Below are 15,450 nucleotides of genomic sequence, written 5' to 3'. Positions count from 1 at the left end.
TGTGCTCTATTCCACCGCGCGGATCAGCTTGCGCTCCAGCACCCGCAGGACTGATTTCAGGTCGTGCCCGCGCTTGAGCACCCTTCCATCCATGCCGATCACCGCGTACATGCCCTGCCGGTTGCGCAGCCCGGGGCGCTTCTCGATGCGGTAGAGCGGGTGCTCGGCGGTGCGGCGGAAGATCGAGAACACCGCCACCTCGCGCAGGCAGGAAATGCCGTAATCCCGCCATTCGCCGGCCGCGACCATGCGCCCGTAGAGCCCCAGGATAACGCCGAGTTCCTGCCGCTGGAATGCAACCTGGTCTGGCGTGACGCCATGCACGAGCGGGGCGTTGGGGGGTACGGTCATGTTTTTACAATTGCGCCGCGGGCGGGGGAAATCAAGCCTCGTGCTTGTTGCAGAAGCGCCAGCCCACCCCGTCCGACGCCGCCGGCATTGCCATGACATCGTCATCCGCATCGTCGAACCATTGCTCGGCGGCGGGGGTGAGACGGTGATAGGCCCGGGCCACGCGCGCCCGCGGCGCGGCGGGGTGGCGCAGGGCCCGTGGCAGCAATTCGTCGGCGGGTTCGTGGTAGCGCAGCACAATTCGCCGCCAGCGATGGATCAGCAAAGTGCGCGCCGCCGCCGCGTCCAGCGGCGAAGGCGACAACGCGTCGATGGCGTTCAGGTCGCGCCACAGCGCGTCGAGCGCGTCGCGCTGGCCGTCTGCAAGCAACCCGTCGCGCATGTCGTCCGACAGGGCGGAAAGCGCCCCGGTCACCGCGAGGGCTGGCGCAGGCATGTCCGCGTCAGCCGTGTCGGCCGGGCGCAGCACCCACCCCCCGCCAAGCGGCATGCCGGGCTGGCTGTCGCCGCAGGCGATCACCCATGACTGCACAGGTTGGTTGCGCGGCGGTGCGTAGATGCGGCCCGTGGCCTCGGTAAAGCGGGCAAGCCCGCTGTGGCTGAGCCGGTAGACGCTTGACCGGCCGACCTTTTCGGAAGTCACCCAGCCATCGCGCGCCAGCCGCGACAACGCCGTGCGCAGCGCCCCCGGCTCGACGCCCACGCGACCCAGAAGACGCCCCAGACGGGCGGTCGAAATGCGCCCGCCGCGGTGCTGGACGTTGTCGCCGAACACGGTGATGACCAGCGACCAGACGCGCAGGCGGCCCTCGGAATGCAGGGCGTCGATCAGGGGGGCAAGCGGGTCCATGCCACCCTGTTACACGGGCCCGCGCGGGGGGTGAAGCCCTGCCGGGCGGGGCACTGCGCTCAACGCTCGTAGGCGACCATGGTCAGCAATTCGTACTCGGCCACCTGCTCGTCGTCCTGGTTGGTCAGCGTGGCGTTCCAAGCCACCTCGCCATAGGTGTCGGTACGCCCGGTCTTGCGCTTGCAGGTCAGGGCCACCTTGATCGCGTCGCCGGGGCTGACGGGTTTCTGGAACGACAGCGCATTCAGCCCGGTATTGGCCAGAACCGGCCCCGGGTCGGGCTGCACGAACAGACCCGCGGCAAAGCTCAGTAGCAGGTAGCCATGCGCCACCCGTCCGGGGAAGAACGGGTTGGCGCGGGCGGCCTCTTCGTCCATGTGGGCGTAGAACGTGTCGCCCGTGAAACGGGCGAAATGCTCGATATCCTCCAGCGTCACGGTGCGTGCGTCGGTGTGGATCGTCTCGCCGATCTCGACCTCGCGAAAGGTGCGCTGGAACGGGTGTTTCGGCCCGGTCGTCTGTGCCGCGCCCTTGACCCATTGTCCGGTGATCGCGGTCAGCATGTCGGGGCTGCCCTGCACCGCGGTGCGTTGCATGTAGTGCATGACGCCGCGCACGCCGCCGAGTTCCTCGCCGCCGCCGGCCCGGCCCGGCCCGCCGTGAATCATGTGCGGAAGGGGCGAGCCGTGGCCGGTGGCTTCGGCCGCTGAATCCCGGCCCATGATGTAGATGCGCCCCATCCACGCCGCCGCGTTCAGGGTGATGTCGCGCGCGACCCCGGTGTCGTGGGTGAACAGCGATGACACCAGCGAACCGCCGCCGCGATTGGCCAGCGCCGCCGCGTGGGCGGTATCGCGGTAGGGCATGAGGGTGGAAAGGGGGCCGAACGCCTCGACCTCATGCACCGCGCGCGCCGCGTCGGGGTCGTCGCACGCCAGGATCATCGGCGGCAGGAACGCCTGCGCCGGGTCGGCATCTGTCAGGTTCAGCGCGTCGGGGTCGCCGTGGATCAGCCGCGCCTCGGTGCGCAGTTGCGCCAGCTGTCCCAAAACGTCGGCCTTTTGTGCGTGGCTGGCCAGCGCGCCCATGCGCACGCCCTCGGCCTCCGGGTTGCCGATGGTCACCCCTGACAGGCGCGCCGACAGCGCCTCGGCGACCGCCTCCATCCGCGCCTCGGGCACGATCAGGCGGCGCGTGGCGGTGCATTTCTGCCCCGCCTTGCTGGTGATCTCGGTCACGGCTTCCTTGATGAACAGGTCGAACTCGGGGCTGTCGGGGCCGGCATCAGGCCCCAGGATCGAGGCGTTGAGGCTGTCCTGTTCGGCCAGGAACCGGGTGGCGTTGCGCATCAGGTTGGGGTTACTGCGCAGCTTGAGCGCGGTATCCGCCGATCCGGTGAAGCTGACGATGTCCTGTGCGCCCAGCCGGTCGAGCAGGTCGCCGGTGCGCCCGATCACCAGTTGCAGCGCGCCCTCGGGAAGCAGCCCCGAGTCGACGATCATCTGCACACAGGCATGGGTCAGGTAGCAGGTTTGCGTCGCCGGTTTCACGATCGACGGCACCCCGGCGATGAGCGCCGGGGCCAGCTTTTCAAGCATCCCCCAGACCGGGAAGTTGAAGGCGTTGATCTGCACCGCCACCCCTTGCAGGGGCACGGCGATGTGCTGACCCAAGAAAGTGCCCTTGCGGCTGATCTGTTCCACATCGCCATCGACATAGACATGACCGTCGGGCATTTCGCGCCGGCCTTTCGATGCGAACAGGAACATGGTGCCGATGCCGCCGTCGATATCGACCCAGCCGTCACGCCGGGTGGCGCCGGTCAGCGGATTGATGGCGTACAACTCTTCTTTCCGGCCATCGATATAGGCGGCCAGCGCCTTGACCATCTTGGCGCGCTGGTGGAACGGCATCTCGCGCAGGGCCGGGCCGCCGCGGGTGCGGGCGTGTTCCAGCATGGCGCCGAAATCCAGCGCCGCACTGCCGGCGCGGGCGACGGTCTGGCCGGTGACGGGGCCGATGATGTCGGTTGCGGTGTCGTCCGGCGTGATCCAGCGACCGGTGGCGTAGCTTTGTGCTGTCAGCATATCAGGCTCCTCCTGCTTTGGCGCCAGCATGCTGGAAATCGCGGGCGCGCGCAATACTCTTGACCGTGCGGTCGGTTTTGTTGCATCGTCTGCAGAACGCGTCAGGGGAGGAAGCGCAGCACATGACACCACAGGAACGCGCCGAGCGGTCGGCACAGGCGATGTGGGCCGGCGATGCCGCATCCCAGGCCATGGGAATGCGGATCGACGCGATCGGTCCGGGCACGGCGACGCTGTCGATGACGGTCGCGGACCATCACCTCAACGGTCACAAGATCTGCCATGGCGGGCACATCTTCACCCTGGCCGACAGCGCCTTCGCCTTTGCCTGCAACAGCTACAACACGCTGGTGGTGGCGCAGGAAAACTCGATCACCTTCCTGTCTGCCGGGCGCCCCGGCGAACGCCTGACCGCGGTCGCGCGAGAGGCGGCGATGAACGGGCGCAGCGGCGTGTACGACGTCGAGGTAACGGGCGAGGACGGCCGCCAGGTGGCGCTGTTCCGCGGCCTCTCGCGCCAGGTCAAGGGGCAGCATTTCCAGGAGGACGACACATGACCGAGGCATTCCTGTGCGAGGGGCTGCGCACCCCCATCGGCCGCTATGGCGGGGCGCTGAGCGCGGTGCGCCCCGACGACATGCTGGCGCATGTCATGCGCGAGGTTGTGGCCCCGTTCGAGGGGCTGCGCGTGGATGACTGCATCATCGGCTGCGCCAACCAGGCGGGCGAGGACAACCGCAACGTCGCGCGCATGGCGGCGCTGCTGGCAGGGCTGGGCACATCGGTGCCCGGCGTCACGGTGAACCGGCTCTGCGGTTCGGGGCTCGACGCCGTGGGAAGTGCTGCGCGCGCCATCCGGCTGGGCGAGGCCGACGTGATCCTGGCCGGAGGTGTCGAATCGATGAGTCGCGCGCCGCTGGTCATGCCCAAGGCCGACGCGGCCTTTTCGCGCCGCGCCGAGATTTATGACACCACCATCGGCTGGCGCTTTGTCAACAAGGCGATGCACAAGGCCTATGGCACCGACTCGATGCCCGAGACGGCCGAGAACGTGGCCGAGGAGTTCGGTATCTCCCGCGTCGATCAGGATGCGTTCGCGCTGCGCTCGCAGACCCGGGCGCTGGCGGCGATCGAGTCGGGACGCATGGCGCGCGAGATTACGTCGGTGACCATCCCGCAGCGCAAGGGCGAGCCGCGCGTCGTCGATACCGACGAGCACCCCCGCGCTACTACGGCCGAAAAACTGGCCAACCTGCCAGCCCCGTTCCGCGACGGCGGCACGGTGACGGCGGGCAATGCCAGCGGCGTCAACGACGGCGCGGCGGCGCTGATCGTGGCCTCTGCTGCTGCGGTCGAAAAATACGGGCTTACCCCGCGCGCCCGAATCACCGCCATGGGGAGTGCCGGCGTGCCGCCGCGGGTCATGGGGCTCGGCCCGGCGCCGGCCACGCGGGCCTTGCTGGACCGGCACGGGCTGAAGATTTCCGACATCGACCTGATCGAGTTGAACGAGGCGTTCGCCGCGCAGGGGCTGGCCGTCATGCGCAAGCTGGGCCTGCCCGACGATGCCGACCATGTGAACCCCAATGGCGGCGCGATCGCGCTTGGCCATCCCCTGGGCATGTCCGGCGCACGCCTGGCGCTGACCGCGGCGATCAACCTGTCGGACGCTGGCGCCCGGCGCGCGATCTGCACCATGTGCATCGGCGTGGGCCAGGGCATCGCGCTTATGATGGAGGCTGTGTAATGGAAGATCTGTCCCCCAAACCCGGCGATCTGGAGCATATCGAGACGGCCAGCCGCGACGAGTTGTCGGCGCTGCAGTTGGAACGGATGAAATGGTCGCTGCGCCATGCCTATGACAACGTGCCGTTCTACCGCGATGCCTTTGACAAGGCCGGCGTGCATCCCGATGACCTGAAACAGCTTTCGGACCTGTCGAAATTCCCCTTCACCGTGAAGCAGGATCTGCGCGACAACTATCCGTTCGGCATGTTCGCCGTGCCGCGCGAGCGAATTTCGCGTTTGCATGCCTCGTCGGGCACGACAGGCCAGCCTACCGTTGTGGGCTATACCAAGGGCGATCTGGACATGTGGGCCGACGTGATGGCGCGGTCGCTGCGCGCCGCGGGGCTCAGGCCCGGTCATGTGCTGCACAATGCCTATGGCTACGGGTTGTTCACCGGCGGGCTGGGCGTGCATGGCGGGGCCGAGAAGATGGGCCTGACGGTGGTGCCCGTCTCGGGAGGGATGACGCAGCGCCAGGTGCGCGTGATCGAGGATTTCCACGCCGACGGCATCACCGTCACGCCCTCTTATGCGCTGTCGATCCTCGACGAATATGCCGCGCAGGGCCGCGACCCCCGCCAATCGCCGCTCAAGGTCGGGATATTCGGCGCCGAGCCGTGGACCAATGCGATGCGCCTGGAGATCGAAGAAGCCTTCGACATGCACGCGGTCGATATCTACGGCCTGTCCGAGGTGATCGGCCCCGGCGTGGCCAACGAATGCGTCGAAACCAAGGACGGCCTGCACGTCTGGGAAGACCACTTCTACCCCGAGGTGATCGATCCGGCCACCGGTGAGGTGCTGCCCGATGGCGAACTGGGCGAATTGGTGTTCACTTCGCTCAGCAAGGAGGCATTCCCCATCGTCCGTTACCGCACCCGCGACCTGACTCGGCTGTTGCCCGGCACCGCGCGCAGCATGCGGCGGATGGAAAAGGTCACCGGGCGCAGCGACGACATGATCATCCTGCGTGGCGTAAACGTTTTCCCGACCCAGATCGAGGAACAGTTGATGACGGTGACCGAGCTGGCACCGCATTTCCAGATCGAGCTGTCGCGTCCCGGCCGCATGGACGAGATGACCGTGCATGTCGAACCGATCGAAGGCGTGTCGATCGAGGCCCGCAATGCCGCGGCGCACGATCTGCGCGGTCGGGTGAAATCCAATGTCGGGATCTCCATCACAGTCAACGTCGCCGAGCCGGGCAAGGTGGCACGCAGCGAGGGCAAGGCGGTGCGCCTGATCGACAATCGCCCCAAGGCCGATTGATGGCGCGCGGTCTGGCCCGTGACCATGACGAGAAACGCGCGGCCCTGCGCAAGGGCGCGGCGCGGTATTTCGCGCGCCACGGGTTCGACCGTGCCTCGATGACCGGCGCGGCGAAGTCCTGCGGTGTGTCCAAGGCGTTGATCTATCACTACTGGAGCAGCAAGGAGGACTTGCTGTTCGATATCCTGGATACGCACCTGTCGGACCTGGTCGCGGTGGTCGAGGCCGCTCGCGGCGCCGGCCTGCGCGGTATCATCCGTGCGATCCTCGCCGCCTATGAAGACGCCGACGCCGAGCACAAGCTGCAACTGGACGCGCTGACGGTTCTGCCGCGCGACCGGCAAGAGCCGCTTTATGCGCTGCAACGGCGGCTGGTGGCGGTAGTGTCGGACGCGGTGGCCGCGCAGGCGCCCGAACTGCCGCCCGACCGGCTGCGCGCGGTGACGATGTCGATCTTCGGGATCATCAACTGGTTCTACATGTGGCACCGCCCCGGCAAGGGGTTGAGCCGCGCGGACTATGCCGACCTGGTCGGCGATTTCGTGATCGGCGGGCTGCGCGCCCTCTAGGATGCGCGTCGCAAGCGGCGGCTCGGCTGTCGCTGCGGGCGAAGCTGTCGGCACCGCCGGCGGGCAGCCTGACGGTTGAAACGCCGCCGTGATCGGGGCAGGGTTCGACCGTCAACAGGGAAGGATGCAAAGACATGCGCACACGTGCCGCCGTGGCCCTCGAGGCCGGCAAGCCGCTGGAAGTGATGGAGGTGAACCTCGACGGCCCGAAGGAAGGCGAGGTTCTGGTCGAGATAAAGGCCACCGGCATTTGCCATACCGACGAGTTCACCCGCTCGGGCGCCGACCCCGAGGGGCTGTTTCCCGCCATCCTGGGCCACGAGGGCGCCGGCGTGGTGCTTGAGGTCGGCCCCGGTGTCAAAAGCCTGCAACCCGGCGATCACGTCATCCCGCTCTACACGCCTGAATGCCGGGAATGCGAATATTGCCTCAACCCAAAGACCAACCTCTGCCAGTCGATCCGCACCACCCAGGGGCAGGGGCTGATGCCCGATGGCACGACACGGTTCTCGATGCTCGACGGCACGCCGATCCTGCACTACATGGGCTGTTCGACTTTCGCCAACCACACCGTTATGCCCGAGATCGCGCTGGCCAAGATCGACCCCGCCGCACCGTTCGACAAGGTCTGCTATGTCGGCTGCGGCGTCACCACCGGGATCGGCGCGGTGATCAACACCGCGAAGGTCGAGATCGGCAGCACCGCGATCGTCTTCGGCCTGGGCGGGATCGGGCTCAACGTGATCCAGGGGCTGCGCATGGCCGGGGCGCGGCAGATCGTGGGCGTCGACATCAACCCCGACAAGCGCACCATGGCCGAGCATTTCGGCATGACCGATTTCGTCAATCCCGAGGACGTGACTGGCGACCTGGTCGCGCATCTGGTCGACCTGACAGGCGGCGGCGCCGACTACACCTTCGACGCCACCGGCAACGTGGGCGTGATGCGCACCGCGCTGGAAGCCGCGCACAAGGGCTGGGGTGAAAGCGTCATTATCGGCGTGGCGCCGGCCGGCGCCGAGATCAGCACCCGGCCCTTCCAACTGGTCACCGGGCGCACCTGGAAGGGCACCGCCTTCGGCGGCGCTCGCGGACGCACCGACGTGCCCAAGATCGTCGACTGGTACATGGATGGCCGGATCGAGATCGACCCGATGATCACGCATGTCCTCAGCCTAGACGATATCAACAAGGGGTTTGATCTGATGCATAGCGGCGAGAGCATCCGCGCCGTGGTCGTGTATTGAGCCAGTGGGTCGACCAAGACATCTGCCCCCCTCCGTCTGGCAAAGACGCATCGTGGCAGGTCTTTCAAACGTCTTGACGAGTTGATCCATACCTAAGAACCTTGGTGGGTCGAAGCGTCAGAGCCGACCCTCCAGGGCTGCGAAACGGGCCGGTCGCGGGCACCGCGCGACACGAAGGCCGCCTGTCACGGGCGGCCTTTCCCGTTCGGCGCGCGGGAACCGAAACGCCTGTTTCATCCTTCTTCCGGGTCCATATCGAGAATGATTTTCCGATCTGGCGCTGAGCGACGCGCAACGTTGGAACAACCCTTTTCGACAGCCTTTTCGGCGCATAGGTTTACCCAAAGCAACCGGGAGACAGATCATGGCAGATACCGGCATTCGAGCCACCAAGGGGCGCGGCAAGCGCTATGACAGCATTCTGGACACGATCGGCGACACGCCGGTCATCCGCATCAACAATCTCGGCCCCGATCACGTCACGATCTACGTCAAGGCCGAGGCATTCAATCCGGCGGCTTCGGTCAAGGACCGGCTGGCGGTCAATATCATCGAGGCCGCCGAACGCGACGGGCGGCTGAAGCCAGGGCAGACCGTGGTCGAGGCCACCAGCGGCAATACCGGCATCGGTCTGGCCATAGTCTGCGCGCAGAAAGGCTATCCGCTGGTCATCACCATGGCCGAGAGCTTTTCCATCGAGCGGCGCCGCCTGATGCGGATGCTGGGGGCCAAGGTCGTGCTGACGCCAAAGGCCGAAAAGGGCTTCGGCATGTACAAGAAGGCCGAGGAACTGGCCGAGAAAAATGGCTGGTTCCTGGCGCATCAGTTCGAGACCGACGACAATGCCGATATCCACGAGGCCACCACCGCGCAGGAAATCCTGGGCGATTTCGAGGGCGAGCGTCTCGACTGCGTGGTGACGGGCTATGGCACGGGCGGCACGGTGACGGGTCTGGGCCGGGTGTTGCGCGACAAGCGGCCCGAGACGAAGATCGTCCTGTCGGAACCCGCCAACGCGGCCCTTCTGGGCAGCGGCCACGCGCAGGAGCGCACCGCTGACGGCGCCCCCGCCGAGAGTCACCCGGCATTCGAGCCGCACCCGATCCAAGGCTGGACCCCGGATTTCATCCCGCTGGTTCTGCAAGAGGCCGTGGACAGGCGTTATTATGACGACCTGGTGCCAGTCACCGGGCCTGACGGCATCAAGGCGGCGCGTGATCTGGCGGCGAAAGAGGGGATTTTAACCGGCATTTCCGGCGGTGCTACTTTCGCCGTCTCGCTTCGGGTCGCGGAAAATGCCGCGCCCGGATCGGTGATCCTGTGCATGCTGCCCGATACTGGCGAGCGTTACATGACCACGCCGCTTTTCGAAGGGATTCCCGAAGGGATGGACGACGAGGAGCAGGCGATTTCCGCCTCGACACCGGGCTATCAACTCGACTGACGCACCTTCCCATGCGCGGTTGCACATCCCCTTGTGCGACCGCGCCGATTGCGGGCCTGCCCCAAAGCAATAGGATGTTGCTGCCACACAAATCAAAGGACACTCAGATATGAGCGACGACAGCTACACCCCGCCCGAGGTCTGGACATGGGAGGGCGACTCCGGTGGTCAGTTCGCCAGCATCAATCGCCCCGTCGCGGGGGCCACACATGACAAGGATCTGCCGACCGGCGCGCACCCTTTCCAGCTTTACTCGCTAGCCACGCCCAATGGCGTCAAGGTCACGGTGATGTTCGAGGAGTTGCTCGCCGCCGGCCATGCCGGTGCCGAATACGACGCCTGGCCGATCCGCATTGTCGATGGCGACCAGTTCGGCAGCGGCTTCGTCGACATCAACCCCAATTCAAAGATTCCCGCGTTGGTGGATCATACCGGCGATGCACCGCTGCGGGTGTTCGAATCCGGCTCGATCCTGATTCACCTGGCCGAGAAATTCGGCGCCTTCCTGGCGCCCGAGGGGCCGGCGCGCACCGAAACGCTCAACTGGCTCATGTGGCAGATGGGCAGCGCGCCGTACCTTGGCGGCGGGTTCGGCCATTTCTATGCCTACGCGCCGGAAAAATGGAAATACCCTATCGACAGATTCACCATGGAAACCAAGCGTCAGCTTGACGTGCTTGACCGGCAGCTTGCCGAACGGCGCTATATTGCCGGTGATGACTACACCATCGCCGACATGGCGATCTGGCCGTGGTACGGGCAACTGGTGCTGGGGCGGCTCTATGACGCGGCAACCTTCCTTGATGCCGAAAGCTACACGCATGTGATGGACTGGGCCCACCGGATCGACGCTCGCGGCGCGGTGCAGCGCGGGCGCATGGTCAACCGCACCTTCGGCGAGCCCGAGATGCAGCTGCACGAGCGCCACGCGGCCGAGGATTTCGAAACCCGCACGCAGGACAAGATCGGCGACGGCGAAGGCTGATCGCCCTGATCGCTGGCACGGGCTGGCGGAGAGGGCGCCTCCGGCGGGAGTATTTTTTTCGGGCAGGATGAAGATGCACTCCGCCGGGGGCGGGTGCGTCTTCTGGTTGCGATTATCCGGCGTAGTTGCGGCTCAAGCGCGCGGCAGGGCGGCGTTTCAGCACGACGCACACGAATTTTTACTTGCTTTGTTAAATTTTTCTGGCATCTTGACAAAAGCGACCGTTTGGTCGGCTTTGTCAGTGGGGCACACCCCCGCGCGGCAGGAGGGGGCTTGATGTCAGCGATGCGCGCAACACGGTTGCCTTACGCCACGGCGTCCCCGCGTCCGGGCGGGGGTGGTGCATGACGCCGCTTTTCGCCCCGCCAGCCTTGCCCGTGGTGCCCCTTGCAGGGGGCGCACAGGGTTTTCCGGTGCGTCGGATATTTTGCGTCGGCCGCAACTATGCCGCCCACGCGGCCGAAATGGGCAATGAGGTCGACCGCGAGGCGCCGTTCTACTTCACCAAGTCGGCTTTCGCGATCTGCCACAGCGGCAGTACAATCCCCTATCCGCCCGGCACGCGAGATGTGCATCACGAGATGGAACTGGTCGTCGCGATCGGTGCGCCCGCTTTCCGGGTGGAGGTGGCGCAGGCGGAAGGCGCGGTTCTGGGCTATGCCACGGGGCTCGACATGACGCGCCGCGACCTGCAACAGCAGGGGAAAGACAAGCGCCGCCCCTGGGATTTGGGCAAGGATTTCGAAAACGCCGCGGTGATCGCGCCGATCACGCGGGCGGAGGAGTTCGACCCGTCCGGCAAATCCATCGCGCTGACATGCAACGGCGTCACGCGCCAGGAGGCGACGCTGGACGACATGATCTGGTCGGTGCCGGAAATCGTGGCGGACCTGTCGCGCTACTATCACCTCGACGCGGGCGACCTGATCTATACCGGCACGCCTTCCGGGGTAGGTGCGGTGTCGCCCGGCGATGTGCTGCATGGCACGATCGATGCGCTGGCGCCGGTCGAATTGAGTATCGGAGCGGCCCGATGATGCGCCTGTTGGGATATTTCCGCAGCTCCTCGTCCTATCGCTGCCGCATCGCCCTGAACCTCAAGGGTCTCGCCTATGAAAACGCGCCGGTCAACCTGCGGGCCGGCGCGCAGCACGAGCCGGATTTCGAGCGCATCAACCCGCAGTGCTTGGTACCCGCGCTTGTCACCGACGAGGGCCATGCGCTGCACCAATCGCTGGCGATCATCGAATGGCTGGACGAGACGCACCCCGCGCCGCCGCTGTTGCCGGCCGAGCCCGACCTGCGCGCCGCGGTGCGCGGTTTTGCACAGACCATTGCCTGCGAGATCCACCCGCTACAGAACCTGCGGGTGCTGGAATACCTGTCGGGGGAATTGGGCGTGGATGCGGGCCGGAAAAGTGCGTGGCTTGCGCACTGGATCGGCGAAGGGCTGGCCGCATGCGAGGATTTGCTGGCGCGGCGCGCGGAAAACACGAAGTTCTGTTTCGGAGACACGCCCGGGTTGGCCGATATCTGCCTGGTGCCGCAAATCTACTCTGCGGCGCGATTCGGGGTTGATATAGGCGCCCTGACCCGCATCAATGATATTCACCAACGTTGCGAGGCTCTGCCCGCATTTGCCGAGGCGCATCCCGCCCGGCAACCGGACTATAGGGAGTAGGCCGGCGTATCACTCGGAACCGGGCCGCCAGAAAATGGCCCGACAAGTGTTGAACCAAAGGGAGGACATCAACATGACACTGTTCAAGACAATGCTCCGGACCGCGGCCGCCTCGGCCGTGCTGGCCGGGATGAGCGGCACCGCCTTCGCGCAGGAGGTAACGCTGCGGATGCACCAGTTCCTGCCGGCGCAGGCCAATGTGCCAAAGCTGGTCCTGGAAAAGTGGGCCAAGGACGTCGAAGAAGACTCCGGCGACCGCATCGACGTGCAGCACTACCCCTCAATGCAGCTTGGCGGCAAGCCGCCGGAACTGATCGACCAGGCGATCGACGGCGTGGCCGACGTGGTCTGGACGGTGGCGGGCTATTCCCCCGGCCGCTTTCCGCAGGCCGAGGTGTTCGAACTGCCCTTCATGATGTCCAATGCCGAGGACACCAGCCGGGCCTATTGGGAATATGCCGAAAAGAACATGTTCGACTCCGACTACAAGGACTTCAAGGTTCTTGGCGTCTGGGTGCACGGCCCCGGCCTGATCCATTCGGCCGAACCGGTTACCTCGCTCGAGGACATGAACGGCAAGAAACTGCGCGGCCCGACCCGCATCATCACCCAGATGCTGGGTGATCTGGGCGCGACCCCGGTCGGCATGCCGGTGCCTGCCATTCCCGAGGCGCTGTCCAAGGGCGTGATCGACGGCGCGGTGATCCCGTGGGAAGTGACCGCGATGCTGAAGATCCCCGAGATGGTTCACAACCACACCACGTTCGGCGACGAAGCTCTCTATACCACCGCGTTCATCTTTGCCATGAACAAGGACAAGTACGAGGCGCTGCCGGATGACCTGAAGGCGGTGATCGACGAGAATTCGGGCGCCGACTTCTCGGCCTTCGCCGGCAAGACCCAGGCGGCGTCCGACCAGCCCGGCTACGAAGCGGCCAAGGAGATGGGGAACAACATCATCACCCTGCCGCCCGAAGAAGTCGCGCGCTGGAAAGAGGCGGCGCAGCCCACGATCGAGCAGTGGATCGCGAACATGGATTCCAAGGGCTTTGACGGCCAGGCCGTGTTCGACGAGGCCAAGGGCCTGATCGAAAAGCACAGCGCCGAGTAATCGGGGCTGTCACGAAAGACCCGCCGCGATGGTTTTCAGCCGTCGCGGCGGCACTGTTCCGGCTTACCTGCATGCAGAAACGGGGATGGGAATGCAGCGGATACACTGGGTGATGAATGCGGTCGCCCGCGCCTTCGCGATCGTCGGCGGCGCGGTCCTGTCGGCGCTGATCCTGTTAACATGCGTTTCGGTCACCGGGCGGGCGATCAACACCATCCTGCACAGCGATGCCGTGCAGGGATCAATGGGAAAGCTTGCCGACGCGCTTTTGGCGACAGGTGTCGGCCCGATCCTGGGTGATTTCGAGATCGTCGAGGCCGGGATCGCCTTTGCGATCTTCGCGTTCATACCGTTGTGCCAGATCACCGGCGGGCACGCGACGGTGGATGTCTTTACCTCGGCGTTTCCGACGCGGGTCAACCGCTTTATCCAGATGGTTGCCGATGCCCTGTTCGCGATTGTTCTCATCGTGATCGCGTGGCGGCTCTACGAGGGCATGATGAGCAAGTTGGGCTATGGCGAGACGACCTATCTGTTGCAGATTCCCGTGTGGTGGTCCTATGCGGCCAGCCTGGCCGCAGCCATCGCCGCCGCGTTGGTGGGTATTTACGTGGCCGTGGTACGCGTTATCGAATTCCTCAGCGGCCACGGCGTGCTCAGCATCGGCGGGGGGGGCGACCAATGACCAACCTGGAAATCGGCCTGACATCATTTCCCGTTCTTCTGCTGTTGATTTTCCTGCGTATCCCTATCGGGCTGTCGATGCTGCTCGTGGGGCTTGTGGGCATCTATTTCGTCACCGACGGCACGGCGGTTCCCCTCAACAAGCTCAAGTCCGAGACCTATTCGACCTTTTCCAGCTATTCACTGTCGATCGTTCCGATGTTCCTGCTGATGGGCCATTTCGCCACCCTGGGCGGCATGTCCACGGCGTTGTTCAAGGCGGCCGAGGCGTGGCTTGGCCACCGCCGCGGGGGCGTGGCGATGTCGGCCGTGGGTGCGTGCGCGGGCTTCGGCGCGATCTGCGGCTCGTCGCTGGCCACCGCCGCCACGATGAGCCAGGTCGCCCTGCCCGAACTGCGGCGCTATGGCTATTCGGGTGGCTTTTCCACCGCCACCCTGGCCGCCGGCGGCACGCTCGGGATTCTCATTCCGCCCTCGGTGATCCTGGTGATCTACGCGATCCTGACCGAGCAGAACATCGCCAAGCTGTTCGTGTCGGCGTTCATCCCCGGGCTTCTGGCGGCGCTCGGCTACATGATCACCATTTCGCTATATGCGCGCGTCCACCCGGGCTCGGCCGGAGTGCGCGAGCCGATCCCTTATCGCGAACGGTTCGTCGCGCTAAGGGCCGTCTGGCCGGTGCTGCTGGTTTTCCTCGCGGTCGTTGGCGGTATCTACCTGGGCGTCTTCACCCCCACCGAAGGCGCGGCCGTGGGTGCGGCAGGGACCGGGCTGATCGCACTGACCAAGGGCGGGCTGACGCGCGACTCGCTTGTCGAAAGCTTCATCGCCACGGCGCGATCCACCGCGATGATCTTTTTCATCGTCCTCGGAGCCGGATTCTATAACGGGTTCCTGGCGCTGACACGGGTGCCGCAGGAGTTGTCGGATTACGTGGTCGGCCTTGGCTACAGCCCGTGGATGATCCTGGCGATCATCCTGTCGCTTTACCTGGTCTTCGGCTGCCTGATGGACAGCCTCTCGATGATCCTGCTCACGATCCCGATATTCTTTCCGATCATCTCGAACCTCGATTTCGGGCTGACAACCGAAGAGGTCGCGATCTGGTTTGGCATCCTGGTACTGATCGTCGTCGAGGTGGGGCTGATCACGCCCCCGGTGGGGATGAACCTGTTCGTCATCAACTCGATGGACCGGCTGACGCCGATGGTCGAAACCTACAAGGCGGTTCTGTGGTTCGTGGCCTCCGATATCCTGCGCGTCGTCATCCTGGTGGCGTTCCCCGGTATCACCCTGTTCCTGCTGCGGCTGCTGCACTGACGCCGGCAAAATGATGTATTGTCGATGCGGCTTTGATTTGGATCAATGTCCGGGCTTCAGTCAT

15 protein-coding genes are annotated in these 15,450 nt (G+C 65.4%); 12 read left to right on the top strand and 3 right to left on the bottom strand.

All coding sequences use genetic code 11. The annotated features are described in order from the left end of the window. Positions 1 to 6: 6 nt before the first annotated feature. Genes Q0L89_RS02110 through paaZ form a run of 3 tightly spaced genes read right to left on the bottom strand, consistent with a single transcriptional unit; the run spans position 7 to position 3,288 of the window. Positions 7 to 351, bottom strand: a complete 345-nt coding sequence (locus Q0L89_RS02110) for a DUF2794 domain-containing protein (protein ID WP_296762154.1) — start codon at positions 349 to 351, stop codon at positions 7 to 9. Positions 352 to 382: 31 nt separating this feature from the next. Beyond that, complete coding sequence (locus Q0L89_RS02105; protein ID WP_296762153.1) at positions 383 to 1,201, bottom strand: PaaX family transcriptional regulator C-terminal domain-containing protein; 819 nt, start codon at positions 1,199 to 1,201, stop codon at positions 383 to 385. Positions 1,202 to 1,260: 59 nt separating this feature from the next. Next, positions 1,261 to 3,288 (bottom strand): phenylacetic acid degradation bifunctional protein PaaZ, encoded by a 2,028-nt coding sequence (gene paaZ / locus Q0L89_RS02100; protein WP_296762152.1) that lies wholly within the window; start codon positions 3,286 to 3,288, stop codon positions 1,261 to 1,263. 122 nt (positions 3,289 to 3,410) lie between these two features. Between paaZ and paaI the strand changes: the two genes are divergently transcribed. From paaI to Q0L89_RS02040, 12 genes are all read left to right on the top strand, one after another. After that, complete coding sequence (gene paaI / locus Q0L89_RS02095) at positions 3,411 to 3,845, top strand: hydroxyphenylacetyl-CoA thioesterase PaaI (protein WP_296762151.1); 435 nt, start codon at positions 3,411 to 3,413, stop codon at positions 3,843 to 3,845. Continuing rightward, on the top strand, positions 3,842 to 5,035 hold the full coding sequence (gene pcaF / locus Q0L89_RS02090) for a 3-oxoadipyl-CoA thiolase (RefSeq protein WP_296762149.1): 1,194 nt from the start codon (positions 3,842 to 3,844) through the stop codon (positions 5,033 to 5,035). Before paaI ends, pcaF begins: the two co-directional genes overlap by 4 nt. After that, on the top strand, positions 5,035 to 6,345 hold the full coding sequence (gene paaK, locus Q0L89_RS02085; RefSeq protein WP_296762147.1) for a phenylacetate--CoA ligase PaaK: 1,311 nt from the start codon (positions 5,035 to 5,037) through the stop codon (positions 6,343 to 6,345). The genes pcaF and paaK overlap by 1 nt, the downstream gene beginning before the upstream one ends. Continuing rightward, positions 6,345 to 6,914, top strand: a complete 570-nt coding sequence (locus Q0L89_RS02080) for a TetR/AcrR family transcriptional regulator (RefSeq protein ID WP_296762146.1) — start codon at positions 6,345 to 6,347, stop codon at positions 6,912 to 6,914. The genes paaK and Q0L89_RS02080 overlap by 1 nt, the downstream gene beginning before the upstream one ends. Positions 6,915 to 7,048: 134 nt before the next feature. Then, entirely contained in the window at positions 7,049 to 8,161 is a 1,113-nt protein-coding gene (locus Q0L89_RS02075) for an S-(hydroxymethyl)glutathione dehydrogenase/class III alcohol dehydrogenase (RefSeq protein WP_296762144.1), read from the top strand. A 364-nt stretch (positions 8,162 to 8,525) separates the two neighbouring features. Beyond that, complete coding sequence (locus Q0L89_RS02070; RefSeq protein WP_296762143.1) at positions 8,526 to 9,605, top strand: PLP-dependent cysteine synthase family protein; 1,080 nt, start codon at positions 8,526 to 8,528, stop codon at positions 9,603 to 9,605. A gap of 109 nt (positions 9,606 to 9,714) precedes the next feature. Then, a complete protein-coding gene (gene yghU, locus Q0L89_RS02065) occupies positions 9,715 to 10,590 on the top strand; it encodes a glutathione-dependent disulfide-bond oxidoreductase (protein WP_296762142.1) in 876 nt (291 codons plus the stop codon). A gap of 344 nt (positions 10,591 to 10,934) precedes the next feature. Further along, complete coding sequence (locus tag Q0L89_RS02060; RefSeq protein WP_296762140.1) at positions 10,935 to 11,627, top strand: fumarylacetoacetate hydrolase family protein; 693 nt, start codon at positions 10,935 to 10,937, stop codon at positions 11,625 to 11,627. Then, positions 11,624 to 12,271, top strand: coding sequence for a maleylacetoacetate isomerase (maiA, locus tag Q0L89_RS02055; protein ID WP_296762139.1), 648 nt, complete (start codon positions 11,624 to 11,626; stop codon positions 12,269 to 12,271). The genes Q0L89_RS02060 and maiA overlap by 4 nt, the downstream gene beginning before the upstream one ends. Positions 12,272 to 12,344: 73 nt before the next feature. Further along, positions 12,345 to 13,382: a TRAP transporter substrate-binding protein gene (locus tag Q0L89_RS02050; protein WP_296762137.1), complete on the top strand. Its 1,038-nt coding sequence runs from the start codon at positions 12,345 to 12,347 to the stop codon at positions 13,380 to 13,382. Between the two features lie 91 nt (positions 13,383 to 13,473). Beyond that, positions 13,474 to 14,067: a TRAP transporter small permease gene (locus tag Q0L89_RS02045; protein WP_366937890.1), complete on the top strand. Its 594-nt coding sequence runs from the start codon at positions 13,474 to 13,476 to the stop codon at positions 14,065 to 14,067. Continuing rightward, a complete protein-coding gene (locus Q0L89_RS02040) occupies positions 14,064 to 15,386 on the top strand; it encodes a TRAP transporter large permease (RefSeq protein WP_296762135.1) in 1,323 nt (440 codons plus the stop codon). The genes Q0L89_RS02045 and Q0L89_RS02040 overlap by 4 nt, the downstream gene beginning before the upstream one ends. The last annotated feature ends 64 nt before the right edge of the window (positions 15,387 to 15,450 follow it).

It is taken from the genome of Sediminimonas sp. (genome assembly GCF_024637375.1).
Lineage (GTDB): Bacteria > Pseudomonadota > Alphaproteobacteria > Rhodobacterales > Rhodobacteraceae > Sediminimonas.
The sequence above is the reverse complement of the archived record's forward strand: the minus strand, read 5'-3'. Positions and strand labels throughout refer to the sequence as shown.

Bases quoted from the DNA above. Each gene is read 5' to 3' on its own strand.
- Q0L89_RS02110 (WP_296762154.1), bottom strand. From the start codon at position 351: ATGACCGTACCCCCCAACGCCCCGCTCGTGCATGGCGTCACGCCAGAC.
- Q0L89_RS02105 (WP_296762153.1), bottom strand. From the start codon at position 1,201: ATGGACCCGCTTGCCCCCCTGATCGACGCCCTGCATTCCGAGGGCCGC.
- paaZ (WP_296762152.1), bottom strand. From the start codon at position 3,288: ATGCTGACAGCACAAAGCTACGCCACCGGTCGCTGGATCACGCCGGAC.
- paaI (WP_296762151.1), top strand. From the start codon at position 3,411: ATGACACCACAGGAACGCGCCGAGCGGTCGGCACAGGCGATGTGGGCC.
- pcaF (WP_296762149.1), top strand. From the start codon at position 3,842: ATGACCGAGGCATTCCTGTGCGAGGGGCTGCGCACCCCCATCGGCCGC.
- paaK (WP_296762147.1), top strand. From the start codon at position 5,035: ATGGAAGATCTGTCCCCCAAACCCGGCGATCTGGAGCATATCGAGACG.
- Q0L89_RS02080 (WP_296762146.1), top strand. From the start codon at position 6,345: ATGGCGCGCGGTCTGGCCCGTGACCATGACGAGAAACGCGCGGCCCTG.
- Q0L89_RS02075 (WP_296762144.1), top strand. From the start codon at position 7,049: ATGCGCACACGTGCCGCCGTGGCCCTCGAGGCCGGCAAGCCGCTGGAA.
- Q0L89_RS02070 (WP_296762143.1), top strand. From the start codon at position 8,526: ATGGCAGATACCGGCATTCGAGCCACCAAGGGGCGCGGCAAGCGCTAT.
- yghU (WP_296762142.1), top strand. From the start codon at position 9,715: ATGAGCGACGACAGCTACACCCCGCCCGAGGTCTGGACATGGGAGGGC.
- Q0L89_RS02060 (WP_296762140.1), top strand. From the start codon at position 10,935: ATGACGCCGCTTTTCGCCCCGCCAGCCTTGCCCGTGGTGCCCCTTGCA.
- maiA (WP_296762139.1), top strand. From the start codon at position 11,624: ATGATGCGCCTGTTGGGATATTTCCGCAGCTCCTCGTCCTATCGCTGC.
- Q0L89_RS02050 (WP_296762137.1), top strand. From the start codon at position 12,345: ATGACACTGTTCAAGACAATGCTCCGGACCGCGGCCGCCTCGGCCGTG.
- Q0L89_RS02045 (WP_366937890.1), top strand. From the start codon at position 13,474: ATGCAGCGGATACACTGGGTGATGAATGCGGTCGCCCGCGCCTTCGCG.
- Q0L89_RS02040 (WP_296762135.1), top strand. From the start codon at position 14,064: ATGACCAACCTGGAAATCGGCCTGACATCATTTCCCGTTCTTCTGCTG.